Annotated in this window: 19 protein-coding genes; 9 read left to right on the forward strand and 10 right to left on the reverse strand. The window is 74.0% G+C overall.

Annotated features, from left to right (window positions below; all coding sequences use genetic code 11):
• Window positions 1–55: 55 nt before the first annotated feature.
• The gene (locus C5N14_RS24550; RefSeq protein WP_117671090.1) at window positions 56–1723 is read right to left on the reverse strand and encodes a phospho-sugar mutase; all 1668 of its coding nucleotides are present in this window, start codon (window positions 1721–1723) and stop codon (window positions 56–58) included.
• A 69-nt stretch (window positions 1724–1792) separates the two neighbouring features.
• A complete protein-coding gene (locus tag C5N14_RS24555) occupies window positions 1793–3955 on the reverse strand; it encodes a serine/threonine-protein kinase (protein WP_117671092.1) in 2163 nt (720 codons plus the stop codon).
• Window positions 3956–4164: 209 nt separating this feature from the next.
• Between C5N14_RS24555 and C5N14_RS24560 the strand changes: the two genes are divergently transcribed.
• Both C5N14_RS24560 and C5N14_RS24565 read left to right on the forward strand, forming a co-directional pair.
• Window positions 4165–5748: a methylmalonyl-CoA mutase gene (locus C5N14_RS24560; RefSeq protein ID WP_117671094.1), complete on the forward strand. Its 1584-nt coding sequence runs from the start codon at window positions 4165–4167 to the stop codon at window positions 5746–5748.
• A gap of 589 nt (window positions 5749–6337) precedes the next feature.
• The gene (locus tag C5N14_RS24565) at window positions 6338–7600 is read left to right on the forward strand and encodes an amidohydrolase (protein ID WP_117671096.1); all 1263 of its coding nucleotides are present in this window, start codon (window positions 6338–6340) and stop codon (window positions 7598–7600) included.
• Here C5N14_RS24565 and C5N14_RS24570 read toward each other — a convergent pair.
• Window positions 7557–8495, reverse strand: a complete 939-nt coding sequence (locus C5N14_RS24570) for a DUF4349 domain-containing protein (RefSeq protein WP_117671098.1) — start codon at window positions 8493–8495, stop codon at window positions 7557–7559. The genes C5N14_RS24565 and C5N14_RS24570 overlap by 44 nt on opposite strands.
• A 113-nt stretch (window positions 8496–8608) precedes the next feature.
• Here C5N14_RS24570 and C5N14_RS24575 point away from each other — a divergent pair, with 113 nt between their 5' ends.
• From C5N14_RS24575 to C5N14_RS24590, 4 genes are read left to right on the forward strand one after another with little or no spacing between them, the layout of a single operon-like run.
• Window positions 8609–9238 carry an MBL fold metallo-hydrolase gene (locus C5N14_RS24575; protein WP_117671198.1) on the forward strand — a complete coding sequence of 210 codons (630 nt, stop codon included), beginning with the start codon at window positions 8609–8611 and terminating at the stop codon, window positions 9236–9238.
• Window positions 9239–9242: 4 nt separating this feature from the next.
• A complete protein-coding gene (locus tag C5N14_RS24580; RefSeq protein ID WP_117671100.1) occupies window positions 9243–10181 on the forward strand; it encodes a hypothetical protein in 939 nt (312 codons plus the stop codon).
• Between the two features lie 5 nt (window positions 10182–10186).
• Complete coding sequence (locus C5N14_RS24585) at window positions 10187–10963, forward strand: hypothetical protein (RefSeq protein WP_117671102.1); 777 nt, start codon at window positions 10187–10189, stop codon at window positions 10961–10963.
• Between the two features lie 41 nt (window positions 10964–11004).
• Window positions 11005–11967 carry a GNAT family N-acetyltransferase gene (locus C5N14_RS24590; protein WP_117671104.1) on the forward strand — a complete coding sequence of 321 codons (963 nt, stop codon included), beginning with the start codon at window positions 11005–11007 and terminating at the stop codon, window positions 11965–11967.
• A 73-nt stretch (window positions 11968–12040) separates the two neighbouring features.
• On the opposite strand, the gene C5N14_RS24595 is transcribed toward C5N14_RS24590, so the two are convergent.
• Window positions 12041–12496 carry a gamma-glutamylcyclotransferase gene (locus C5N14_RS24595; protein WP_117671106.1) on the reverse strand — a complete coding sequence of 152 codons (456 nt, stop codon included), beginning with the start codon at window positions 12494–12496 and terminating at the stop codon, window positions 12041–12043.
• A gap of 106 nt (window positions 12497–12602) precedes the next feature.
• Between C5N14_RS24595 and C5N14_RS24600 the strand changes: the two genes are divergently transcribed.
• On the forward strand, window positions 12603–14006 hold the full coding sequence (locus C5N14_RS24600) for an NAD(P)H-quinone dehydrogenase (protein WP_117671108.1): 1404 nt from the start codon (window positions 12603–12605) through the stop codon (window positions 14004–14006).
• A 4-nt stretch (window positions 14007–14010) separates the two neighbouring features.
• Here the strand turns inward: C5N14_RS24600 and C5N14_RS24605 are convergent, their stop codons facing one another.
• Window positions 14011–14610 (reverse strand): DedA family protein, encoded by a 600-nt coding sequence (locus C5N14_RS24605; protein ID WP_117671110.1) that lies wholly within the window; start codon window positions 14608–14610, stop codon window positions 14011–14013.
• Window positions 14611–15160: 550 nt separating this feature from the next.
• Here C5N14_RS24605 and thrS point away from each other — a divergent pair.
• Window positions 15161–16381 (forward strand): threonine--tRNA ligase, encoded by a 1221-nt coding sequence (gene thrS / locus C5N14_RS24610; RefSeq protein WP_117671112.1) that lies wholly within the window; start codon window positions 15161–15163, stop codon window positions 16379–16381.
• Window positions 16382–16428: 47 nt separating this feature from the next.
• On the opposite strand, the gene C5N14_RS24615 is transcribed toward thrS, so the two are convergent.
• The 5 genes from C5N14_RS24615 to C5N14_RS24635 form a co-directional block, all read right to left on the reverse strand.
• On the reverse strand, window positions 16429–18474 hold the full coding sequence (locus C5N14_RS24615) for an ABC transporter ATP-binding protein (protein WP_117671114.1): 2046 nt from the start codon (window positions 18472–18474) through the stop codon (window positions 16429–16431).
• Window positions 18471–20204: an ABC transporter ATP-binding protein gene (locus tag C5N14_RS24620; RefSeq protein WP_117671116.1), complete on the reverse strand. Its 1734-nt coding sequence runs from the start codon at window positions 20202–20204 to the stop codon at window positions 18471–18473. Before C5N14_RS24620 ends, C5N14_RS24615 begins: the two co-directional genes overlap by 4 nt.
• Window positions 20198–20680: a MarR family winged helix-turn-helix transcriptional regulator gene (locus C5N14_RS24625; protein ID WP_117671118.1), complete on the reverse strand. Its 483-nt coding sequence runs from the start codon at window positions 20678–20680 to the stop codon at window positions 20198–20200. Before C5N14_RS24625 ends, C5N14_RS24620 begins: the two co-directional genes overlap by 7 nt.
• Before the next feature lie 171 nt (window positions 20681–20851).
• Window positions 20852–22291, reverse strand: coding sequence for a GuaB1 family IMP dehydrogenase-related protein (locus C5N14_RS24630; protein WP_117671120.1), 1440 nt, complete (start codon window positions 22289–22291; stop codon window positions 20852–20854).
• A 67-nt stretch (window positions 22292–22358) separates the two neighbouring features.
• Window positions 22359–22958, reverse strand: coding sequence for a LysE/ArgO family amino acid transporter (locus C5N14_RS24635; protein ID WP_117671122.1), 600 nt, complete (start codon window positions 22956–22958; stop codon window positions 22359–22361).
• Window positions 22959–23036: 78 nt separating this feature from the next.
• Between C5N14_RS24635 and C5N14_RS24640 the strand changes: the two genes are divergently transcribed.
• Window positions 23037–23933, forward strand: coding sequence for a LysR family transcriptional regulator ArgP (locus C5N14_RS24640; protein WP_117671124.1), 897 nt, complete (start codon window positions 23037–23039; stop codon window positions 23931–23933).
• The last annotated feature ends 7 nt before the right edge of the window (window positions 23934–23940 follow it).

The raw sequence follows: 23940 nt of genomic DNA on the forward strand, positions 1-23940 counted from the left end.
CCGACGCAAACTTCTTGATCAACTCGGCTGGCGGTGGGTGGGGTGGGGCTGGGGGTTAGAGGTTCAGGGTAGTGGCGATTTCGGTGCGGAGGGCGGCGATGGCCGTGGTCGCGCGGGCGCGGGCCGCTGGCACGTCGCCGTTCGCGACCGGCTCCACCACCTCCAGGTACGCCTTGAGCTTCGGCTCGGTGCCCGACGGGCGGATCACCACCCGGGCCGCGTCGGTGCGCAGGATGACCACGTCCGCCTCGGGCAGCAGGTCCCGCGCCTCGGTGACCGGGTGCCCGAGCAGCGCGGTCGGGGTGGCCGCCCGGACCCGGGCCATCGCGTCGGCGATCACCCGCAGGTCGTCCACCCGGACGGAGAGCTGGTCGGTGTGGTGCACGCCGAACTCGGCGGCCAGCTCGTCCAGCCGGTCGGTCAGCGTGCGCCCCTCCGCCTTGAGGCCGGCGGCCAGCTCGGCGACGGTCAGCGCGGCGGTGATGCCGTCCTTGTCGCGTACGTGCTCCGGGGCGACGCAGTAGCCCAGCGCCTCCTCGTAGCCGAACACCAGCGGCGCGGACCCGCCGCCGGCCCGGACGATCCACTTGAACCCGGTCAGCGTCTCGTCGTACGGCAGGCCACGGGCGGCGCACATGGCCCGCAGCAGGGACGACGACACGATCGTGGTGGCGTACAGGCCCCGTACGCCCCGGCGCATCAGGTGGTCGGCGAGCAGGACGCCCACCTCGTCGCCGCGCAGCATCCGCCAGCCCGTCCTCGCGTCGCGGACGGCCACCGCGCAGCGGTCCGCGTCCGGGTCGTTGGCGATCGCCAGGTCCGCGCCGGTGCGCTCGGCGAGTTCGACGAGGCGATCCACCGCCCCCGGCTCCTCCGGGTTGGGAAAGCTCACGGTCGGGAAGTCCGGGTCGGGCTCCGCCTGGTCGGGCACCACGCCGGGAACGCCGAACCCGGCGCGGGCGAAGGCGGCGGTCAGCACCGCCGCACCCACCCCGTGCAGCGGCGTGTACGCCACCTTCAGGTCCCGCGACCCGGCCGGGTCGACCACGGCGGCGGCCCGCTCCACGTACGAGGCGACCAGGTCGTCGCCGAGCACCTGGCCGGCCGGGCCGAGCGGCACCCGGGCGAGCGGGCCGACCGCCCGGATGGCCGCCTCGATCCCGGCGTCGGCGGGCGGCACGATCTGCGCCCCCGCGCCCAGCTCGCCGCCGAGCCCGGCACCCAGGTACACCTTGTAGCCGTTGTCCTGCGGGGGATTGTGGCTGGCGGTGACCATCACCCCGGCCGCCCCGTCGAGCTGCCGCACCGCGTACGCCAGCACCGGGGTGGGCAGTGGGCGGGGCAGCAGCAGCGCCGGCCGGCCCGCGCCGGTGGCGACCTGGGCGGTGCGCTCGGCGAACTCCCGGGAACCGTGCCGCGCGTCGTACCCGATCACCAGCGGGCCGGTCGCGCCCTGGGCCGCGAGCCAGCCGACCAGCCCGGCGGCGGCCTGGGTGACCACCGCGAGGTTCATCCCGTTCGGGCCGGCCCGCAGCGGTCCCCGCAGCCCGGCGGTGCCGAAGGTCAGCGGCCCGGCGAACCGGTCGGCCAGGTCGGGCGCGCTCGCCGGCAGCCGGTCGAGCACGGCCCGCAGCTCCTCGCGGGTGGCCGGGTCGGGGTCGTCGTCGAGCCACCGCCGGGCCCGGTCGCGAATGTCGTCAAGGTCAATGGGTTCCGCCGCCATGCCTCTTGATAGCAGGCGGCGGATCACCGCGTCCCGTCGGCCTCGCCGGGTCGTCGGCCCCGACGACCCTCAGCCCGTCCCGCCGAGCTTGAACGACTCCACCATCTGGTCGAAGATCGGCTTGCTCTCGGCGAACCGGGCGTCGGTGGAGGAGAGGTAGAACGAGTAGACCTTGCCCTCGTGCACCACCCCGCGCCACACGCCGTGCCGCATGCCGTCGCCCTCGCCGCAGGTGTACTCGAACTCGGCCGCCGCCTGGCCGTCCAGCTTCTGCTCGGTCATCGACACCTGGTTGTACGGCTTCGGGCAGGAGGTGGACCTGTTCCGCAGGCCCTTCTCGGCGACCTCGGCCCAGCGCATCGACGATGTGCCGCCCCAGTCCTCGGAGAGGATGCGCACCTTGCGGCCGCTGTCCTCCGGGTCGACGAAGTCGACCCACACGCCGGAGCTGTTGCGCTCCCAGCCCTTGGGCACCTGCACCGTGACCCCCCGGGCCGACTGCTCCTGCATCTCCACCGGCCTCGCGGCGGGGGCGGTGGGCTGCGCCGAGGGGGTGGTCGGCTGGTCCGGGTCGCCGCCGCCGAACAGGACGATCGCGCCGACCAGCAGCAGCACGACGAGGGCGCCGGCCGCCGCGAGCTGCACCTTGCGGGGCCAGCCCTGGACGGTGGCGACGAGCCGGCCGGCCCCGCCGGTCACACCGCCGCCGGCCGGGGCGGGCGCGGTGGCCGGGGTGGCCCACGGCTGGCCGGTGCCGGGCACCGACCACTGGCCGCCGCCGTACGTCCCGCCCATCCGCTGGGTCGCCTCGGGCGGGGCGCCGAAGCCGGGCACCGCCTGGGTGGCGTCGGGCTGGCCGACCCGCTGGGCGGCGTCCGCCCCGACGCCGAACGGGACCCGCTGGGTGGCGTCCGGCCGGGGCCCGAACGGGACCTGCTGGGTGGCGTCGGGCGACGGGCCGTACGTCACCCGCTGGGTGGCCTCCGGCGCGGCGCCCGCGTCGACCCGCTGGGTGGCCTCCGACGAACCGCCGTACGTCCGGCCGGCCGGGGGCGTCGGCGTCGGCGCGGGCATCGCCCCGGTGGGGGTGTGCAGCGGACCGGCGAGCGCGTCGGCGCTGGTGTCGTCGAGCGCGGCGGCACTCGCGGCGGCGGCGGTCTTGCCCGCCTTCTCGCCCCGGCGCAGCTTGGCCAGCCGGTCGGTGAGCGACTCGCCGGCGGCGAGCATCGCCCGACCGCCGATCTGCCCGCTCGGCTTCGGCTCGGGGGCGGGCGGCGGCGGTACGACGACCGGGCGCTGCTGCACCGGCACCACCGCGTACGGGTCGGTGACCGAGTTGACGGCGGTGGCGTTGCTGGTCAACGGGCCGGCCAGTAGCTCGCGCAGCATCGCCCGGGAGGTGTGCACGTCGAGCCGGCGGGCCGGGTCCTTCTCCAGCAGGCCCATCAGCACCCGGGTCAGCGGGCCGCTGCGCTGCGGGGCGGCGGGCGGGTCCTCGACCACGGCGTGCATGGTCTCGATCGGGTCGCCCTTGTCGAAGGGGGGCCGCCCCTCGACCGCCGTGTACAGCGTCACGCCGAGGGAGAACAGGTCGCTGGGCGGGCCGAACTCCTGGCCCATCGCCCGTTCGGGGGAGATGAAGTGCGGCGAGCCGAGCACCATCCCGGGGGTGGTGAGCTGCACGTCGGTGGGGAGCTTGGCCACCCCGAAGTCGGTCAGCACGCACCGGCCGTCGGTGCAGATCAGCACGTTGGCCGGCTTCACGTCGCGGTGCAGCACCCCGATCGCGTGCGCCACCTCCAGCGCGCCGAGCAGGGCGATACCGATCTTGGCGACCGCGCGGGGCGCGACCGGCCCGTCCTCGATCACCATGTCGGCCAGGCTGCGGGCGTCCAGCAGCTCCATCACGATCCAGGGGCGGCCACCCTCGGTGACCACGTCGTACACCTGGACCACGGCCGGGTGCTGGATGGCCGCGGCGGCGCGGGCCTCGCGCAGCGTCCGCTCGTACATCGCGTCGCGGTCGGTGGGGGCGAGGCCCGGCGGAAGGACGACCTCCTTCACCGCCACGTCGCGCCGCAACAGGGTGTCTGTGGCACGCCAGACCGTGCCCATGCCGCCGTTGCCCACCGCGGACCGGAGCGAGTAGCGACCACCGATGGTGGTGCCGGGCGCCGCGCGTCCGTGGGGTGGACTGACTGGTCCGCCGCTCCACGTCGGGATCTGAGTCACAGAAAAGCCACCGGGGGAAATCGAGGGGGCTGGGACACAACCCCCCTATCTTGCGGGTTCCGACGCCCGATGCGAAACCCGACGCGACGGACGTTTACCGAACTCGACAGTACGTGCCCGGTTGTTCACCCTGCGGTCGCCGGAAGTCGGGGGTCGGCTGTGCGCAATCCCTCACCCGTCGATGCGCCGGCGCGTCCTACCATCCGGGGATGAGCGAACGGCGGTCAAGCGAGTCCGGCTTCCCGATCAAGGACCTCTACGGGGCGGACGACCTGCCCGAGGGCCTGGACGCCCGGCTGGGCGCGCCCGGCGAGTTCCCGTACGCCCGTGGGGTCTACCCCACCATGTACACCTCGCGCCCGTGGACGATGCGCCAGTACGCCGGCTTCGGCACCGCCACGGAGTCGAACGCGCGCTACCACCAGCTCCTGCGGGCCGGCACGATGGGTCTCTCGGTCGCCTTCGACCTGCCCACCCAGATGGGGTACGACTCCGACGACCCGATCGCGCACGGCGAGGTCGGCAAGGTCGGGGTGGCCATCGACTCCATCGAGGACATGCGGCTGCTCTTCGCCGGCATCCCGCTGGACAAGGTCTCCACCTCGATGACGATCAACGCGCCGGGCTCGGTGCTGCTGCTGCTCTACCAGCTCGTCGCCGAGGAGTCCGGGGTCGCCGGGTCGGCGCTCAACGGCACCATCCAGAACGACATCCTCAAGGAGTACATCGCCCGGGGGACGTACATCTTCCCGCCGAAGCCCTCGCTGCGGCTGGTCGCCGACACGTTCGGCTACTGCCGCAAGGAGGTGCCGAAGTGGAACACCATCTCCATCTCCGGCTACCACATGGCCGAGGCCGGCGCGACGCCCGCGCAGGAGATCGCGTTCACCCTGGCCAACGGCGTCGAGTACGTCCGGGCCGCGCTGGCGGCCGGGCTGGCCGTGGACGACTTCGCGCCCCGGCTGTCGTTCTTCTTCGTGGCCCGGACCACCCTGCTGGAGGAGGTCGCGAAGTTCCGTGCCGCCCGGCGCATCTGGGCCCGGCTGATGCGCGACGAGTTCGGGGCGAAGAACCCGAAGTCGATGATGCTGCGCTTCCACACCCAGACGGCGGGCGTGCAGCTCACCGCCCAGCAGCCCGAGGTCAACCTGGTCCGGGTGGCGGTGCAGGGGCTCGCCGCCGTGCTGGGCGGCACCCAGTCGCTGCACACCAACAGCTTCGACGAGGCCATCGCGCTGCCCACCGAGAAGGCCGCCCGGCTGGCCCTGCGCACCCAGCAGGTGCTGGCGTACGAGACGGACCTGACCGCCACCGTCGACCCGTTCGCCGGCTCGTACGTGGTGGAGGCCATGACCGCCGAGATCGAGTCGGCGGTGGTGGAGCTGATGGACCGGGTGGCCGACCACGGCTCGGTGGTGGACGCCATCGAGGCGGGCTTCCAGAAGCGGGAGATCGAGCAGTCCGCGTACCGGATCGCCCAGGAGATCGACTCGGGTGAGCGGGTGGTGGTCGGGCTCAACCGGTTCACGATCGACGCCGACGAGCCGTACGAGCCGCTGCGGGTCGACCCGGAGATCGAGGCGGCCCAGGCCGGGCGGCTGGCCAGGCTGCGCGCGGAGCGCGACGGTGGCGCCGTCGAGCGGGCCCTCGCCGAGCTGCGCGCCGCCGCCGAGGGCACGGAGAACGTGCTCTTCCCGATGAAGGAGGCGCTGCGGGCCCGGGCCACGGTGGGCGAGGTCTGCGGCACCCTGCGCCAGGTCTGGGGGACCTACCGCCCGAGCGACCGGTTCTGACCACCCCTACCGGCTGCCCCGCGACCCCGCTTCCCGCCCCGCGGAAGCGGGGTCGCGGGCCGTCGCACCCGGGTCTACTGTCGGCGGGTGGCGCCCCGGGCCCGCCGGGTTCGGCCGGCCCCGGGCAGTCGCGGCGCCGGATCCGGCGCGGCCCGGCACGTGTGTGCACCCCGGGGCGTTGGGTAACCCGTCCGGGTGAACGGGACGGACAGCGTGTGCGCGCGCGTCCCGTCCCGTCGTGTCACCGTCTGGAGACGCCCGGCCGCCCGGGTGCGGTCGGCTAATTGTCCGAGCGGCGGTTGACCGAAGCGACCAATGCGACAATTCGGGAAACGACGGCCCCGGATCGAGGGTGATTTCGCGACCGCCGACTCGGTTACGGGTTGTAGGAGGTGTGGGGCAGATGACGGCGTTCAACCGCGATCTACCTGCTGTCCCGCAGATTGTCGAGCCCTTCCACCAGGGCTTTCGTGACGCTGCGCCATCCGACCGCTACGGGAATGAAGTTGCACAGCGTCACCATCGGAGGTCTAGGCTGTCTGCTGTCATCCCCGATGATCCATCCATTTCTAGTGATCGAGATTTCGCCGTGACGAGTGCGTTGACGCTGCCGAACGGCAGCCAGCTGGCGTCGTCGGACTCGCCGGAGGCGCCGTCCGGGTCCCAGCCCCTGCCCTTCGAGCTGGACCGACTGCTGGCCCTGCGGGTGCCCCGGCTCGTCGCCACCCGCCGACACATCCACTCCCATCCGGAGCTCTCCGGCGAGGAGTTCGATACCGCCGCCCTGATCGCCCGCGAGCTGTCCCTGGCCGGGCTGAACCCGCGCCTGCTGCCGAAGGGCAACGGGGTGATCTGCGACATCGACGGCCGCCCCGACGGCCCGGTGGTCGCGCTCCGCGCCGACATCGACGCGCTGCCGCTCACCGACATCAAGGACGTGCCGTACCGGTCCACCAAGGACGGCGTCTGCCACGCCTGCGGCCACGACGTGCACACCACCGTGCTGCTCGGCGTCGGCATGCTGCTGGCCCAGCTCGCCGAACTGGGCGAGCTGGACGGCCGGGTCCGGCTGATCTTCCAGCCGGCCGAGGAGATCCTGCCCTGCGGCTCGCTGGAGGTCATCGAGGCCGGCGGGCTGGACGACGTGGTGCAGATCTTCGCCCTGCACTGCGACCCCAACCAGCCGGTCGGCAAGGTCGGCCTGCGGGTCGGCCCGATCACCGCCGCCGCCGACAACGTCACCGTCAAGCTCAGCGGGCCGGGCGGGCACACCGCCCGCCCGCACCTGACCGTCGACCTGGTCGACGCGCTCGGCCGGCTGGTCACCGAGGTGCCCGCCCTGGTCAGCCGCCGGGTGCCGGCCAACAGCGGGTTGCTGCTGGTGTTCGGCCACGCCTCGGCCGGCACCCGGTACAACGTCATCCCCTCCGAGGCGAGTGCCTCCGGCACCCTGCGGGTGATGGACCGCGACACCTGGGGGGAGGCCCCCAAGATCGTCGCTCAGGTGGTCCGGGACGTCATCGCCCCGACCGGCGCCACGGTCGACCTGGAGTACCTGCGCGGCCGGCCGCCGGTCAGCAACGACGCCAAGGCGATCCAGGTGCTCACCGCCGCCACCGTGGCCGCGCTCGGCCCGGAAGGCGTGGCGGAGACCCCGCAGAGCATGGGCGGCGAGGACTTCTCCTGGTACCTGGAGTACGTCCCCGGCGCGCTCGCCCGCCTCGGCGTCGGCCGGTCCGGCCCGAACGTCGACCTGCACCGGGCCTCGTTCGACGTCGACGAGCGGGCCATCCCGTTCGGCGTCCGGCTCATGGTGCAGACCGCGCTACGGGCACTGGCGGCGACTCGCTGAGCGCCGGCGCCGGCCTGCGCCGGCGCTGGCGCAGCACCGCCACCAGCAGCGCCACGGGCACGCCCAGCGCCACCACGAACGGCAGCAGCGCGCCCAGCACGGTGAGCAGCACGCCCAGCGAGGCGACGAACGCGTTCCAGCCGCCGCGCAGCCCCACCAGGAAGCCGGTCTCGGCCTCCTCCTTCTCGGAGGAGGTTTCGGCGTCCGCCCCGACCAGGGTGAGGGTGATGGTGGAGAGCGCGGTCAGGTCGGCCAGCCGGCGCTTCTTCGCCTCCAGCGAGGCGAGGTCGGCCTCCCGCCGGGCCACCTCGCTCTCCAGCCTGACCAGGTCGTCGAGCGAGCTGGCCCGGGCCAGCAGCTTTCGGCCGCTCTCCACCCGGGCCCGCTGGGTGGTGATCCGGGCGTCCAGGTCGACGGTCTCCTCGGTCTTGTCCTCGGTACGGATCGACCGGTGCTCCTGCTGCCCCAGTTTCGCCAGCTCCTCCACCACGGGGGTGAACCGCTCCGCCGGGACCCGCAGCTCCAACTCCGCCCGCGCGGTCCGGCCGGTGCTGTTGCGCTCGTCGCCGCCGACGAACCCGCCGGCCGAGGTGGCGGCCGTGACGGCGGACCGGGCGGCGCCGTCCACATCGTCCACCCGGACCCGGATGTCTCCGGTGTAGACGATGGACCGCTGGTCCACCCGCAGGTCCGGCGACCCGCCCCCGGTGCCGGCCTTCGCCCCTGCCGCTCCCGCCTCCGCCAGGGGCACGCCGGCCGGCGCCGCCTTGTCCGGCGCGGAGGCGGCCGAGTCCTCCGAGGCCTGCCCGCCGCGGAGACCGCTGCATCCGCCCACCGCCAGCAGAGCCGCCAGCCCCACCGCGGTCAGCAGTCCACCTCTTGCGCGTCTGTCCATTCCCGCTCCCCTTCTTCTGGCCATCGGGCGATACGTCAGACGTGGCGCGGCGGCCCTCGGGTTCCGGCAGACTGCGCTCAGGGATGTCACGATTCGATAATCAGGGGGTCATGATGCAGCTCACCAAGTACGCCCACTCCTGCGTGCGGGTCGAGCACGACGGCGGGGTGCTGGTCGTCGACCCGGGCGGGTTCAGCGACCCGGCGGCGCTGGACGGGGCGGACGCGGTGCTGATCACCCACGAGCACCCCGACCACCTGGACGTCGCGGCGGTCACCCGGCAGCTCGACCGCCGGCCGTTCCGCCTCCACGGCCCGGCCTCGCTGTCCGGCGTCCTCGGCGACGCGGCCGAGGTGCTGGAGCCGGTCGCCCCCGGGCAGTCGTTCACCGCGGCCGGCGTGCCGGTCCGGGCGTACGGCGGGCGGCACGCCGTCATCCACCCGGACATCCCCGTGGTGGACAATCTGGGGTACCTGCTCAACGATGTGGTCTACCACCCCGGCGACTCGCTGGTGGTGCCGGAGGATGTCCAGGTGGACACCCTGTTCGCGCCGATCCACGCCCCCTGGTCGAAGTTCTCCGAGGTGGTCGACTTCATCCGCGCGGTCGCCCCGCGCCGCGCCTTCGCCGCGCACGACGGGCTGCTCAACGACAACGGCCTGGCGGTGCTGAACCGCCAGTTCACGGCGCTGTCCAAGACCGACTACCAGCGCCTCGAGCCGGGCAGCCGGCTCGACGTCTGACCCGGTGCCACCCCCTCGGGACCTGGTCCGACGGCTCTACGAGGAGCCGCCGGACCGGTTCGTCGCCACCCGCGACGCGGCCGTCGCCGAGGCCCGGCGGGCCGGCGACCCGGCCACGGCCCGGGAGATCGCCCGGCTGCGCCGCCCGACCGTGGCCGCCTGGCTGGTCAACCTGCTCGCCATCCGGTGCCCCGAACTCGTCGCCGACCTGGGCCAGCTCGCCGAGGCGCTGCGCGTGGCCCAGCGCGACCTGCGCGGCCCCCGGCTGCGGGAACTCTCCGCCCAGCGGCGGGCGGTGGTCGCGGCGCTGGTGGCCGAGGTGCGCCGGCTGGCGGCCGACGCCGAGGGCGGCCCGCCGGGCGGGAAACTGCCCCTGGCCGAGGTGGAGGCGACGCTCAACGCCGCGCTGTCCGACACCGAGGTCGCCGAACAGGTGCGTACCGGCCGGCTGCTGCGCGCCGCCAGCTACGCCGGCTTCGGCGAGGTGCCCCGCCCCCAACTGCGGCTGGTCACCGGTGACGAGGAGCCCGCACCGGCCGCCCCGGACCGGGCCGCCGGCCGGGACCGGACGCGGCGGGAACGTGACGAGCGGGCGGCGGACCGCGCCGCCCGGGCCGAGCGGGTCCGGCAGCGCCGGGCGCTGGAACGGGAACTGGCGAAGGCGCGTACCGACCAGGGCCGGGCCGAGGCGGAACTGGCCGGCGCGGCGGACGCCGAGCACGGCGGTGCCGAGGAACTGGCCGACATCGAGCGGTCGCTGGCCGAGCTGGAACGGCGGCGGGCCGAGGCCGAGCAGGAGCTGAGCCGGCGGAGGCTGGCCCGGCGGGCGGCGGAACGGGCCGCCACCGCCGCCCGCCGGCGCACCGGCGAGGTCGAGGGGGCGATCGAGGCGATCGACGCCGAAGAGGGGACTGCCGCCGGAAGCGACGGCGGGGGAGACTGATTCCGATGACGCCGGAGCAGGTCGCCGCCGCGAGCAAGCCGTTCGTGCTGGAGCTCGGCGAAGCGTTCACCCGCTGCCCCGGCACCCTGCGCCGGGCCCGCCTGCTGGGCATTTCCGGCTGGGCGTTCTACATCACCGGCCGGGCCGGGGCGCTGGGCGACGTCCGGGCCCCGACGGTGGCCGCCGCCCTCGGCTTCATCGCCCCGGACGCCGTCGCCGACGGCTGGGACGGCGCCGCCCGGGTGATCCGCCCGCTGGAGGTGGCCGCCGCGAACCTCGCCGAGTGCTGCCGCTGGGGCGACGAGCACCTCGCCGCCCTGCCCGGGGTGCACCGGCTGGGCGGGTTGCTGCGCCGGGTGGTCGACGCGGCGGACGCCAGCGGCATGCCGCTGTTCGCCGCCTGGCGGGCCATGCCGCCACCGGAGGACTCCCCGGCCGCCCGGGCCGCCGTCGGGCTGCTGCTGCTGCGCGAGCACTTCGCCGGGGCGTACCTGATGGCGGTGCGGGCCGGCGGGATGACCCCGCTGGAGGCGGTGCTGGCCGGGCCGGAGGGCGAGGCCGGCGCGCTGGCCTGCGGCTGGCCGCCGCCGTACCCCCGGGTCGGTCCCCTGGTGCGGCGGCGGTTGTGGGCGGAGGCGATGACCGACCGGCTGGTCGCCACGGGCTTCCGCGTCCTCGCCCCCGGCGAGGGCGCCGAACTGCTGGACCTGCTGGCCACCGCCCGTGCGCAGGTGCAGGGACGGCCCACCCAGCGAGATCCCGACCGGCCGGGGCGGGGATAAATGGGCGGCGGCGGGCGGTGGGCTGCTGCCAGGATCGCCGGATGACCCTTCCCGTTGGCTGGAGCGCCCGCCGCCCCACCCTCGACGACGTGCCGGCGATCCTTGCGGTGGTGCACGCCGCCGACACCTTCGCGATCGGCCACCCCGACTTCGACGCCGAGGACGTCGAGGCCGCGCTGACCGCCCCCTTCGTCGACCCGGCGCTCGACTCCTGGCTGGTCGGTGACCACGACGGGAGGGTCGTCGGGTGGACCGTGGTGGACAACCCGAGCGGGGTGGGCCGGGAGTTCGTCGACGTCTACGTCGACCCGGTGCGCGCCGAGGCCGCGCGCGTCCCACTGCTCACCCGGATGCTGGGCCGGGTCGCCGAGCGGGCCGCCGAGCGGGGCCTGTCCGCGCTGACCGTCCGCACCGCCGCCTTCGCGCCGGAGACCCGGTGGGTGGCGGAGCTGGCCGAGGCCGGCTTCACCCGGGCGAAACGGTACGTGCGGATGAGCCGGACACTGACGGGCCTGCCCGCCGAGCCGCCGTGCCCGCCCGGGGTGACGATCCGCCCGCTGCACGTCGGGGACGAGGCCGACCTGCGCCTGTTCCACCGGATCTTCGACACGGCGTTCCGGGACACCTCGGACTACGAGCCGGTCGGGTACGAGCAGTGGCGGGAGCACCTGCCCCCGTACGTCAGGACCTGGGACGAGTGGTTCGTCGCCGAGGTCGACGGGGTGCCGGCCGGCGCGTTGCAGTCGTCCGACCAGGCGTTGGAGCAGGACCAGGGGTGGGTCCGCACCCTGTCGGTGCTGCCGGCGTACCGGCGACACGGGGTGGGCGCCGCGCTGCTGCGGCGGGCCTTCACGGTCTACGCCGCCAAGGGCAGGCGGTCCGCCGGCCTGGGCGTCGACCTGGCCAACCCGACCTCTCCGGCGACGCTCTACCGCTCCGTGGGGCTGGACGAGGTGCGGTGGACCGACATGTACGAGCGGGTGGTTCCGGCGGTCGGTGTGTGACCGGAGCCGCCCGCCGGGGGGCGCTCCGCGCGCCGCCACCCACCCGGAGCAGACTGGGGGCGTGGTAGACGCGCTACGCCGACGCGGTGCCGGTGGGGCGGGACCGCAGCTCGCTGACGTAGTCGTCGGGCGCGCCCGCCTTCTCGGCGGCGTTGGCGATCTCCGACAGGTACCACGCCGTCGGCAGGCCGCCCTCGTACCCGTCGAAGACGTAGACCCAGGCGGTCACGTCCCCGTCGAGGGTCGAGACCCGGACGTGCAGCTTGCGGTACGTCCCGGAGGTCACCCCCTCGATCTCGTCGAGCTGGGCGGCGTCGTAGGGGTTGATGTCGTAGAGCGCCACGAACACCCGGTCGCCGGGGGACTCGACGACGGTGCTGACCGCGCCCTCCCAGCCGATGACGCCCTCGCCCGCGAAGGTGAGCCGCCAGCCTTCCAGCCAGCCGATGCCCACCATCGGCGAGTGCGGACAGTAGGCACGCATCCGGGCGGGGTCCAGGTTTGAGCCGTAGGCGGCGTAATGACGCACGGCGATGACGATAGCCCGACGGACGGGTGGGGGAGAATACGACGGTGCGTGTCGGACGCGTCGGGGAGAAGAAAGTCACTGTGAGCATGGACGAGGGGCGATAGCTGTGAGCCAGATCGTGATCATCGGCGGGGGGCCGGCCGGGTACGAGGCGGCCCTGGTCGCCGCCCAGCTGGACGCTGATGTCACCGTGGTGGAGGCCGACGGGGCCGGCGGCGCCTGCGTGCTGTCCGACTGCGTCCCGTCCAAGACCTTCATCGCCAGCTCGGAGGTGGTCACCGGGTACCGGGACACCGAGGAGTTCGGGGTGCACTCCGACGGGCTGGAGGCGGTCACCGTCGACGCCCAGACGGTGCACGAGCGGGTCAAGCGGCTCGCCCTTCACCAGTCCGCCGACATCCACGCCAAGCTGTTGAAGGCCGGCGTCACCTTCGTGGCCGGCACCGCCCGGCTCGGCGAGGACACGCTCGGTCACACCCACCGGGTCGTCGTCACCCCGGCCGACGGGGCCGAGGAGTACTCGATCGCCGCGTCGACCGTGCTGGTCGCCACGGGCGCCACCCCGCGCCAGCTCCCCACCGCCGTGCCCGACGGCGAGCGGATCCTCACCTGGCGGCAGGTGTACGACCTGCCCGAGCTGCCCGAGCACCTGATCGTGGTCGGCTCGGGCGTCACCGGCGCCGAGTTCGCCAGCGCGTACCTGGCCATGGGGGTGGAGGTCACCCTGGTCTCCAGCCGGGACCGGGTGATGCCGCACGAGGACGCCGACGCCGCGATGGCGATCGAGCGGGTCTTCCGCTCTCGGGGGATGACCATCCTCAACAACTCCCGCGCCGAGGGTGTCCGGCGGACCGCCGACGGGGTGGAGGTGGAGCTGGCCGACGGCCGGCTGGTGCAGGGCTCGCACGCGCTGATCGCCGTCGGGTCGATCCCCAACACGGCCGGCCTGGGCCTTGGCGAGTACGGCGTCGAGCTGGCCCGGGGCGGCTACGTCACCGTCGACCGGGTGTCCCGGACCAACGTCCCCGGCATCTACGCCGCCGGCGACTGCACCGGGGTGCTGCCGCTGGCCAGCGTGGCCGCCATGCAGGGCCGGATCGCGATGTGGCACACGCTCGGCGAGGCGGTCCGGCCGCTGCGGCTGCGTACGGTCGCGGCGAACGTCTTCACCGACCCGGAGCTGGCCACCGTCGGCGTCTCCCAGGACGAGGTGGACGCCGGCAAGACGCCCGCCCGCCAGGTGATGCTCCCGCTGTCGGGCAACGCCCGGGCGAAGATGGACGACCTGGCCGACGGCTTCGTCAAGCTGTTCTGCCGCCCGGCCAGCGGCCAGGTGATCGGCGGCGTGGTGGTCGCCCCCAAGGCCAGCGAGCTGATCCTGCCGATCACCCTGGCGGTGGAGAACAACCTCACGGTCAACGAGCTGGCCCAGACCATCACGATCTACCCGAGTCTGTCGGGCTCCATCACGGAGGCGGCCCGCCAGCTCATGCTGCACGAGCTGGAGTAGGGGGTCAGTCCGTCGGTGTCTCGTGGCGGGCGGTGAGGGCCGTCATCGCCCAGCCGGCGGCGGCGAAGCCGGCCGCCGCCGCGCCGGCGATCACCAACAGTTGCCACGCCGACTCGGTCAGCGCCGTGCCGCCCAGGTGCCCGACCAGCGCACCGTACGTGGCCCAGCCGGCCGCCGCCACCGCCTCGTAGGCCAGGAAGAGCCGGTACGGGTACCGGCTGCGGCCGGCGGCGAAGCAGGCGGCCATCCGGCCGCCCGGCACGAACCGGCAGAGCAGGATCACCAGCGGGCCGGGCCGGCGCAGTCCCCGGGTCATCCGGCCGGCCATCCGGCGGGCCCGGCTCGGCTCGGCGTTCCGGGCCGGCCGGCGGTCCGGTGCTCCCCGGCCGAGCAGGTAGCAGGCCAGATCGCCGGCGAAGACGCCGAGCGCGCCGACCCCGATGGTCAGCGGGAGGCTCAGCCCGCCGTACACGGTGAGCGCCCCACCGGTGATCATCACGGCCTGGGTGGGGATGACCGGCACGAACGCGTCGACCGCCAGCAGCCCGAGCAGCGCCAGGTACGCCCACAGCGGTGATGTCACGTGGGTGAGTAGCTCAAGCACGACTGCCACCTCGCCGGGCCCGGCTGATCGGGTGCCCCGAGCCTGCCGGTGTGGCGGGCGTCACCGGCACCCACCCCGGCCGGTGGTGACCACCGACCCGGCGGCGCCGCCGGCCCGGCGCGGCCTCGGCGTGCGGGCCGAGCCGGGCGGCGGATCGGCGGCGGGCGGCGTACCGTTGTCGGCGCGCGGCCCCGGGCGCGTCGGGCCCCCCGTTTCCGACGACCGGGCCGCCGCGGGCCGCCGGCAGGTCCCGTGCCGGCGGCCCGCTCCTGCGCCGCGCGCCCGCCGGCCCGCCCGGAGTGCGGGTGTTGACCCGGCTGGGCACCACGTCATGCGGCCCGCGCAGCCGGCGGGGCCCGAAATCGGATGCGTGCCAGCCCGCCGCCGGTCTACCGTCTGCGCATGCGCAGCGCGGTACGGACCACGACGCCGGGGAACCCCGGCGCGCCGCACTGACGTCACCGTCATCGAGGCCCCGGGGCGAACCGCCCCGGGGCCTCGCGGCGTTCCGGGCCAGGTCGCCTCCGGGTCGTACCCGAGGGAGAGCGACATGACCGACCACCGCAGGCTCGGCCGGGAGCTGGAGCTGTTCGTCTCCGACCCGCTGGCCGGCGCCGGCCTGCCCATCTGGCTGCCGGCGGGCGCTGCCGCCCGGCACGCCGTCGAGGCGTACGTCCACGAGCTGGAGCGACGGGCGGGCTACCAGCACGTCTACTCGCCGCCGCTGGGCAAGCGGGAGCTGTTCGAGCTCTCCGGCCACCTCGGCTACTTCGCCGACGACATGTTCCCGCCGATGCGGCTGAGCCCGGACGACGAGTTCGTGCTCCGCCCGGCGCTCTGCCCGCACCACGCCTTGGTCTTCCGGGCCCGGGGCCGGTCCTACCGGGAGCTGCCGCTGCGGGTCGGCGAGCTGGGCGGGATGTACCGGGCGGAGCGCTCGGGGGTGCTCGGCGGGCTGTCCCGGGTGCGCGCCATCTCGCTCAACGACGCGCACAACTTCTGCGCCCTGGACCAGGTGGGTGAGGAGGTCGCGGCGATCCTGGCGCTGATCCGCGAGGCGCACGCCGCGCTCGGCGTCCGCCCGGCGGGGTTCCGGCTGTCGCTGCGCGGTCCGGGCCAGCGGTACGTCGGCACCGACGAGCAGTGGCGCCGGGCCGAGGACCTGCTCCGGGAGGCATTGAACGGGGTGGACGTCGTCGAGGCCCCCGGCGACGCCGCGTTCTACGGCCCGAAGATCGACATCCAGGTCGCCGACCCGACCGGCCGGGAGTCCAGCCTCGCCACCGTCCAGCTCGACTTCGACAAGCCCGAGAAGTTCGACCTGTCGTACACCGGCTCCGACGGCGTCCGGCGGCGTCCGGTGATGGTGCACCGCAGCCTGGTCGGCAGCATGGAGCGGCTGTTCGCCCACCTGATCGAGGCGCACGACGGCGCCTTCCCACCCTGGTACGCCCCTGTGCAGGTGACCGTGCTCCCGGTCGACCCCGACGATCCGGGCCAGGCCGCGGCGGCCGACCGGCTCGCCCGGGACGCCATCGCGCTCGGCCTGCGGGCCGAGGTCGACGGGGGCGGGTCGCTGGGCTCCCGGATCCGCGACACCGCCCGCCGCCGGGTGCCGTACGTCGCGGTGCTCGGCGCCCGGGAGGCGGCCGATGGCGCGGTCGCCCTGCGCCTGCGCGACGGTCGTCGCCTGGACCCGCGGCCCGCCGCCGACGCCCTGGCCCTGGTCGCGTCGGTGGTCGCCACCCGGTCGGCGGCGTTGCTGCCCTGACCCCGGCCCGGGGTCGGTCGCTGTCGCTGGATCTCCGGCCACGACGATCAGCCCTGGACCGAGGCGGCGGTTCGCGTCACGGGCTCGGGGAGGACGACCGGGTCGGGCTGGGTGAACTGGGACTGGTAGAGCCGGTGGTACGCGCCCCGGGCGGCCAGCAGCCGCTCGTGGGTGCCCTGCTCGACGATGCTGCCGTTCTCCATCATCAGGATCAGGTCGGCGTCCCGGATGGTGGAGAGGCGGTGGGCGATGACGAAGCTGGTCCGGTCCGAGCGCAGCGCCGCCATCGCCCGCTGGAGCAGCACCTCGGTGCGGGTGTCCACCGAGCTGGTCGCCTCGTCGAGGATCAGCAGCGAAGGCTCGGCCAGGAACGCCCGGGCGATGGTGATGAGCTGCTTCTCGCCGGCGCTGACGTTGCTGCCCTCCTCGTCGATGACGGTGTCGTAGCCGTCGGGGAGGCTGCGGACGAACCGGTCCACGAAGGTGGCCCGGGCGGCGGCGACGATCTCCTCCTCGCTGGCGGTCGGCCGGCCGTAGGCGATGTTGTCCCGGATGGTGCCGCCGAACAGCCAGGTGTCCTGGAGCACCATGCCGATCCGGCCGCGCAGGTAGTCCCGGCGCAGGGTGCTGACGTCCACCCCGTCCAGGGTGATCCGGCCGGCGTCCAGCTCGTAGAACCGCATGATCAGGTTGACCAGGGTGGTCTTTCCCGCCCCGGTCGGCCCGACGATCGCCACCGTGTGCCCCGGCTCGGCGACCAGCGACAGGTCCTCGATCAGCGGCTTGTCCGGCTCGTACCGGAAGGAGACGTGCTCGAACTCGACCCGGCCGTGCGGGTCGGTCACCCGGGCCGGCGCGGCCGGGTCGGGGCTCTGCTCGTCGGCGTCGAGGACGGCGAACACCCGCTCGGCGGAGGCCACCCCGGACTGGAGCAGGTTCGCCATCGAGGCGACCTGGGTGAGCGGCTGGGTGAACTGGCGCGAGTACTGGATGAACGCCTGCACGTCACCGAGGCTCATCGAGCCCGAGGCCACCCGCAGGCCGCCGACCACGGCGATCGCCACGTAGCTGAGGTTCCCGACGAACATCATCGCCGGCATGATGATCCCGGAGATGAACTGGGCGCCGAAGCTGGCCCGGAACAGCTCCTCGTTCTTGGCGGTGAAGGCCGCCTCCACCTCGCGCTGCCGGCCGAAGACCTTGACCAGCTCGTGGCCGGTGAACGCCTCCTCGATCTGGCCGTTCAGCTCGCCGGTGTGCTTCCACTGGGCGATGAACTTCGGCTGCGAGCGCTTGGCGATCTGGCCGGTCACCACCACCGACAGCGGCACCGCGACCAGGGCGACCAGCGCCAGCAGCGGCGAGATCCAGAACATCATGGCCAGCACGCCGACCAGGGTGAGCAGCGAGGTGAGTAGCTGGCTCAGGGTCTGCTGGAGGGTCTGCGAGATGTTGTCGATGTCGTTGGTGACCCGGCTGAGCAGCTCGCCGCGCGGCTGCCGGTCGAAGTAGGGCAGCGGCAGCCGGTTCAGCTTCTCCTCCACCTCGGCGCGCAGCCGCAGCACGGTGCGCTGCACCACGCCGTTGAGCAGCCAGCCCTGCCACCACATCAGCAGGCTGGCCGCCAGGTAGAGGCCGAGCGCCAGCAGCAGCACCCGGCCCAGCGCGGTGAAGTCGATGCCCACCCCGGGCACCAGGTCCATCCGGGCGAGCATGTCGGCGAAGTTGTCGTTGCCGGCCGCCCGGGCCGCCGCCACGGCCTGCTCGGCGGTGGTCCCGGCCGGGAGCTGCCGGGCGATCACCCCGCTGAAGATCAGGTCGGTGGCGTGACCGAGGACCTTCGGTCCGTACACGCTGAACCCGACGCTGATCAGGGCGAGCCCGACGATGACGACGAGCGGGAGCCGGTGTGGCCGCAGCCGCCCCAGCAGCCGGCGGGCGGACGGCCCGAAGTTCATCGACTTCTCGGCCGGCATGCCGGCGCCCGGCATCGGGCCGCCGCGGTGGCCGCCCGGGGGCAGCCGCGGCGGCGTCCGCGCCTCCGCGCCGGGCCGTCCCTGCGGCGGGGGCTTCTGACCCGGTACGGCGGTCATGCCGGCACCCCCGCGGTCTGCTGGGAGGCGACGATCTCCGCGTAGGTAGGGCAGTTCTCCAGTAGCTCGGCGTGTCGGCCCATCCCGACGATGCCCCCGTCCTCAAGCACGATGATCTGGTCGGCGTCGACGATCGTGGAGACCCGCTGGGCCACGATCACCACCGCCGCGTCCGCGGTGACCGGCCGCAGCGCCGCCCGGAGCCGGGCGTCGGTGCCGAGGTCGAGTGCCGAGAACGAGTCGTCGAACAGGTAGATCTCCGGCCGCCGGACCAGGGCCCGGGCGATGGCCAGGCGCTGCCGCTGCCCGCCGGAGACGTTGGTGCCGCCCTGCGCGATCGGGGCGTCCAGCCCCTCGGGCAGCTCGGCGACGAAGTCGCGCGCCTGGGCGATCTCCAGGGCCGCCCACAGCTCCGCGTCGGTGGCGTCCGGGTTGCCGTACCGCAGGTTGCTGGCGATCGTCCCGCTGAACAGGTACGGCCGCTGCGGCACCAGCCCGATCCGCCGCCACAGCTCGTCGGGCGCCAGGTCGCGGACGTCCACCCCGTCGACCAGCACCGTGCCCGCAGTGGTGTCGACCAGCCGGGGGATCAGCGAGAGCAGGGTGCTCTTGCCGGATCCGGTGCTGCCGATGATCGCCGTGGTTCCGCCGGCCGCGACCCGGAAGGAGATGCCGTGCAGCACCGGCTCGCTGGCCCCCGGGTACTGGAACCGCACGTCGCGCAGCTCCAGCTCGCCCCGGCGGGTCACCTCGGTGACCGGCGCGGCCGGCGGCACCACCGAGGAGTCGGTGTCCAGCACCTCCACGATCCGCTCGGCACAGACCGCGGCGCGCGGCACCATCATCAGCATGAAGGTGGCCATCATGACGGCCATCAGGATCTGCATCAGGTACGCCAGGAAGGCGGTGAGCGCGCCGACCTGGATCTGGCCGGCGTCCACCCGTTGCGCGCCGAACCACAGCACCGCGACGCTGGAGACGTTGAGCACCAGCATCACGACCGGGAAGATGAGGGCCATCAGCCGGCCGGTGCGCAGGGCGGTCGCGGTCAGGCGGACGTTCGCGCGGCCGAAACGTTCCGTCTCGTACGGCTCGCGGACGAACGCCCGGACCACCCGGATGCCCGTGATCTGCTCGCGCAGCACCCGGTTGACCGTGTCGATCCGGACCTGCATGAGCCGGAACCCGGGCACCATCCGCCAGATGATCAGCCCGAGCGCGAGCGCCAGCACCGGGACGCAGACCAGCATCAGCCAGGACAGCCCGACGTCCTCGCGCAGCGCCATCACCACCCCGCCCACGCTCATGATCGGGGCGGCGACGAGCATGGTGCAGCTCATCAGCACGAGCATCTGCACCTGTTGCACGTCGTTGGTGCTGCGGGTGATCAGCGAGGGCGCGCCGAACCGGGCGACCTCGCGGGCGGAGAAGCGGTTGACGTGGCCGAAGACCTTCGCCCGGACATCCCGGCCGAAGCCCATCGCCGTGCGCGCGCCGAGGTAGACCGCGGCGGTCGAGCAGGCGATCTGGACCAGGCTGACCAGCAGCATCCAGCCGCCGGTGCGCATGATGTAGCCGGTGTCGCCGAGGGCCACGCCCTGGTCGATGATGTCGGCGTTGAGGCTCGGCAGGTAGAGCGAGGCCATCGTGCCGACGAACTGGAACGCCACCACCGCCGCCAGCGGTCGGTGGTAGGGCCGCAGGTGGGTGCGGAGTAGCCGGATCAGCACGGCCGGTCCTCGGGTCTCGCGTCGGGGCTCGTCATCTGTGGCTCCTCTCCACTGCCGATGACCTCGTACAGGAACTGCCGGATCACGGCTGCCTTCGCCGGGTCGGCGTCGACGGAGGTCAGCGGTCCTCTGTTCTGCATGAGGGTGGTGAGCTTGGCGACCCGCTCCCGGCCGGCGGGGGTGAGGGCAAGCCGTACGCTGCGCCGGTCGGCGTCGTCGCGGTGCCGCTCGACCAGGCCGTCGCGTTCCAGGGTGTCGACGATGCCGGTGAGGGTGGCAGGGCGGACGAAACAGCGCTCGGCGACCACCCGGTGCGGCAGTTCGCCGTGCCGGGCGAGGGTGATCAGGGTGCCCATGCCGGCCTGGGTGAGGCCGTGCTCCTCGGCCAGGTAGCGGTTCCACCGCTGGCCGACGATGTGGCCGGCGGTGACCAACAGACGGCCCAGCGGCACGTCCCCCAACCCGGTCAGGTCCATGCCACTCAGATTAGCTCCCTGATAGTCAGGCCCCAAACGAGATTGCGGCGGCGGTGACGAGGAACACCGCTTGGAGCAACGCACGTGGGGCGAGCCGGGTTACCGCTCACCCACCCACCCCTCACCAACCGTGATTCGGTCGGGGGAGAGGAGGAGAGGGGGAGAGGGGGGTCACCAGCTCGTCGGCAGGGGCATGCCCTCGGTGTAGCCGGCCGTGCTCTGCACCCCGACCAGCGCCCGCTCGTGGAACTCGGCCAGGTTCCGCGCGCCCGCGTACGTGAACGCGCTGCGCACCCCGGCGATGATCTCGTCGATCAGGTCCTCCACGCCCGGCCGGGTCGGATCCAGGTACATCCGGGCCGAGGAGATGCCCTCCTCGAAGACCGCCTTGCGGGCCCGGTCGAACGGGCTGTCGTCGGCGGTCCGGGCGCTGACCGCCCGGGACGAGGCCATCCCGAAGCTCTCCTTGTACCGCCGGCCGTCCGCGTCGGTGTACAGGTCGCCCGGTGACTCGTACGTGCCGGCGAACCAGGACCCGATCATCACGTTCGACGCGCCGGCCGCCAGCGCGAGCGCCACGTCCCGGGGGTGCCGCACCCCGCCGTCGGCCCAGACGTGCCGGCCCAGGTCCCGGGCCGCCGCCGCGCAGTCGAGCACGGCGGAGAACTGCGGCCGACCCACCCCGGTCATCATCCGGGTGGTGCACATCGCGCCCGGTCCGACGCCCACCTTCACGATGTCCGCGCCGGCCTCGACCAGGTCGCGTACCCCATCGGCGGTGACCACGTTGCCGGCCGCTACCGGGACGCCCGGGTCCAACTTGCGCACCGCCCGCAGCGCGGAGATCATCCGTTCCTGGTGGCCGTGCGCGGTGTCCACCACCAGGGTGTCCACCCCCGCCTCCAGCAGCGCGGCGGCCTTGCCGGTGACGTCGCCGTTGATCCCGACCGCCGCCGCGACCCGCAGCCGGCCCCGGTCGTCCGTCGCGGGCCGGTAGAGGGTGGCGCGCAACGCGCCCTTGCGGGTCAGCACCCCGACCAGCCGGCCCTCGCCGTCCACCACCGGCGCGAGCCGCCGCCGGCCCGCCGAGAGCCGGTCGAATCCGGTCCGCGGGTCCGCGTCCGCCGGCACCGTGTGCAGCTCGGTCGACATCACGTGCCGGAGCTGGGCGAACCGGTCCACCCCCACGGTGTCCGCCTCGGTCACCACCCCCAGCGGGCGACCGGCCTCGTCGACCACGACCACCGCGCCGTGCGAGCGCTTGGGCAGCAGGTGGATGGCGTCGCCGACGGTGTCGGTCGGGCCGAGCGTGATCGCGGTGTCGTGCACCAGGTGCCGTCGCTTGACCCAGGCGACGACGGTGGCGACGACCTCGATGGGGATGTCCTGCGGGATCACCGCGACGGCGCCACGTCGGGCGACGGTCTCGGCCATCCGCCGGCCGGCCACCGCCGTCATGTTCGCCACCACCAGCGGGATCGTGCTGCCCGTGCCGTCCGCGGTGGCCAGGTCGACATCCAGCCGGGAGCCGACCTCGGAGCGGGCCGGCGCCATGAAGACGTCGTTGTAGGTCAGGTCGTGCGCGGGAACCGCGCCATGAAGGAAGCGCACCCGGCCATCATTCCCGCCCCCGGGCGTCGCCGCCGCCGGTGGTCGCGGAAAACACCCTCCGCCGCGCTCAGGATCCGGCCAGCAACGCCACCGCCACCCCGGCCATCACGGCCGCGATCGCGCCGTCGAGGATCCGCCAGGCCGCGGTACGCGCGAGCAGCGGCGCCAGCCGGTGCGCCCCGGCCCCCAGCGCGGTGAACCAGGCGACGCTGGCGGCGACCGCGCCCGCCGCGAAGACCCACCGGTGCTCGTGCTGCTGCGCCACCCCGCCGAGCAGCAGCACGGTGTCCAGGTACACGTGCGGGTTGAGGTAGGTGAAGGCGAGGCAGGCCAGCAGGGTGGCCCGCAGCGTGGCCGGCGGCCGGTCGGTCGGCACGAGCACGTCGGGGCGTAGCGCGCGGCGGGCCGCCAGCGCCGCGTAGCAGAGCAGGAACGCGGCACCGCCCCAGCGGATCGCGGTCAGCAGCATCGGCCGACCGGTGACCAGCGAACCGACGCCGGCCACGCCGGCCGTGATCAGCAACGCGTCCGAGGCGGCGCAGGCCGCGACGACCGGGACCACGTGTTCCCGGCGCAGGCCCTGGCGGAGCACGAAAGCGTTCTGCGCCCCGATGGCGACGATGAGGGCGACGGAGACGGCGAACCCGGCGATCGCCGAGGTGATCATGTCTGGCACGCGACGACGCTACGATCCCGCCCCACAGCCGGTCCAACTAAACTTTCTGACGGTCGATAAGCTGCGCTGATGGACGCGCTCGACTCCACCCAGCTCCGTACGCTCGCAGCCGTGGTCGGGGAGGGCAGCTTCGAGGCGGCGGCCCGGCTGCTGCACGTCACGCAGTCGGCGGTGAGCCAGCGGATCAAGGCGTTGGAGGAGAGCGTCGGCCAGGTCCTCGTGCGCCGGACCCGGCCCTGCGGGGTGACCGAGGCGGGCCGGCCGCTGCTCCGCCTCGCCGGTCAGCTCGTCCTGCTGGAACGCGAGGCGCTGGCCGACGCCCGCGGCCCGCTCGCCGGGGCGCGTCCCCGGACCCGGGTGGCCGTGGTGGTCAACGCCGACTCCCTCGCCACCTGGTTCGTCGGCGCGCTGGCCCGGCTGCCGGCGGAGCTGGCGCTCTCCTTCGACATCCGGCAGGACGACCAGGACCACACCGCCGACCTGCTCCGCGACGGCACCGTGACGGCTGCGGTGACCGCCCAGCGCGAGGCGGTGCAGGGCTGCCGGGTACGTCGGCTCGGCGCCATGCGCTACCGCGCGCTGGCCACCCCGGCCCTGGCCGGCCGCTGGTTCGCCGACGGGCTGTCCGCGTCGGCCCTGGCCGCCGCGCCGATGGTCGTCTTCGACCGCAAGGACCGGGTGCAGCACCGGTTCCTGCGGGCGGTGACCGGGCGGGACCTCGATCCGCCGGTGCACTATGTGCCGTCCGTGCCGGCGTTCGGCGAGGCCATCCGGCTCGGCCTGGGCTGGGGGCTGGTCCCGGAGCAGCAGGCCCGCGCCGACCTGGCCGCCGGGGCGTACGTCGACCTGGATCCCGGCCGGCACGTCGACGTGCCGTTGTACTGGCAGCACTGGCGGCTGGACTCGGCGGTGCTGGGCGCGCTGACCGACGCGGTCCGCGCCGCGTCGGCCGAGGCCCTGCGCTGAGCCACCG

The organism is Micromonospora sp. MW-13, from assembly GCF_003434305.1.
GTDB lineage: Bacteria > Actinomycetota > Actinomycetes > Mycobacteriales > Micromonosporaceae > Micromonospora.

Bases quoted from the DNA above. Each gene is read 5' to 3' on its own strand.
- C5N14_RS24550 (WP_117671090.1), bottom strand. From the start codon at position 1,723: ATGGCGGCGGAACCCATTGACCTTGACGACATTCGCGACCGGGCCCGG.
- C5N14_RS24570 (WP_117671098.1), bottom strand. From the start codon at position 8,495: ATGGACAGACGCGCAAGAGGTGGACTGCTGACCGCGGTGGGGCTGGCG.
- C5N14_RS24615 (WP_117671114.1), bottom strand. From the start codon at position 18,474: ATGACCGCCGTACCGGGTCAGAAGCCCCCGCCGCAGGGACGGCCCGGC.
- C5N14_RS24585 (WP_117671102.1), top strand. From the start codon at position 10,187: ATGACGCCGGAGCAGGTCGCCGCCGCGAGCAAGCCGTTCGTGCTGGAG.
- C5N14_RS24560 (WP_117671094.1), top strand. From the start codon at position 4,165: ATGAGCGAACGGCGGTCAAGCGAGTCCGGCTTCCCGATCAAGGACCTC.
- C5N14_RS24575 (WP_117671198.1), top strand. From the start codon at position 8,609: ATGCAGCTCACCAAGTACGCCCACTCCTGCGTGCGGGTCGAGCACGAC.
- thrS (WP_117671112.1), top strand. From the start codon at position 15,161: ATGACCGACCACCGCAGGCTCGGCCGGGAGCTGGAGCTGTTCGTCTCC.
- C5N14_RS24640 (WP_117671124.1), top strand. From the start codon at position 23,037: ATGGACGCGCTCGACTCCACCCAGCTCCGTACGCTCGCAGCCGTGGTC.
- C5N14_RS24590 (WP_117671104.1), top strand. From the start codon at position 11,005: ATGACCCTTCCCGTTGGCTGGAGCGCCCGCCGCCCCACCCTCGACGAC.
- C5N14_RS24635 (WP_117671122.1), bottom strand. From the start codon at position 22,958: ATGATCACCTCGGCGATCGCCGGGTTCGCCGTCTCCGTCGCCCTCATC.
- C5N14_RS24625 (WP_117671118.1), bottom strand. From the start codon at position 20,680: ATGGACCTGACCGGGTTGGGGGACGTGCCGCTGGGCCGTCTGTTGGTC.